At 32.3% G+C, this 671-nt stretch carries 1 protein-coding gene; it reads left to right on the plus strand.

Annotated features, from left to right (window positions below; all coding sequences use genetic code 11):
• The first annotated feature begins 100 nt into the window (after positions 1-100).
• On the plus strand, positions 101-592 hold the full coding sequence (locus J5V48_RS09830) for a phosphatidylglycerophosphatase A family protein (RefSeq protein WP_219938480.1): 492 nt from the start codon (positions 101-103) through the stop codon (positions 590-592).
• The last annotated feature ends 79 nt before the right edge of the window (positions 593-671 follow it).

The following is a 671-nucleotide window of genomic DNA, read 5'->3' on the forward strand; positions in this document are numbered from 1 at the left end:
TCAATACAAGTTTTTAAAGAGCATCAACACTAGAGTGTATCTAGGTTTAATTAAATTTTTTATCTGGGAAACTCGAGATATTAATATGTGAAGGAATACTATGGATAAGCATGATACAACCCCATTAAAGAATCTTAATTTATTAAATCCGTGGCATCTGATTGCGGTTGGATTTGGTTCAGGTCTTATCCCAAAAGCACCAGGAACATTTGGATCTCTTGCTGCAATTCCTTTATGTGTAGCTTTGATTTTTGTCCCTTTATATCTTCAGCTTATTATTGTACTTGCAGTGTTCATCTTAGGTACAATCGCATCATCTAAAACTGAAAAAGCAATGGGCATGCATGATAATAGCTCCATTGTAATTGACGAATTTGCAGGAATGTTTATTTCTGTTATAGCATTCCCAAAAGAATGGTATTTGTGCCTCTTAGCATTCGTTCTTTTTAGAATATTTGATATTATAAAGCCTTGGCCTATTTCTCTTGCTGATAGAAAAATTGGTGGTGGATTAGGTGTTATGGTTGATGATGTTCTTGCTGGAATAGCATCACTTGCCTGTGCTCACATATTTTTTTACTTTTTTCTATAAATAATCTTACCTAAGATCTTTAGAAATTTAGCTTAAAAAGATCTTATAGATTAATTAGTTACAGTGTAACAAAAATTTA

The organism is Succinivibrio faecicola (genome assembly GCF_019448115.1).
GTDB classification, from domain to species: Bacteria; Pseudomonadota; Gammaproteobacteria; order Enterobacterales; family Succinivibrionaceae; genus Succinivibrio; species Succinivibrio faecicola.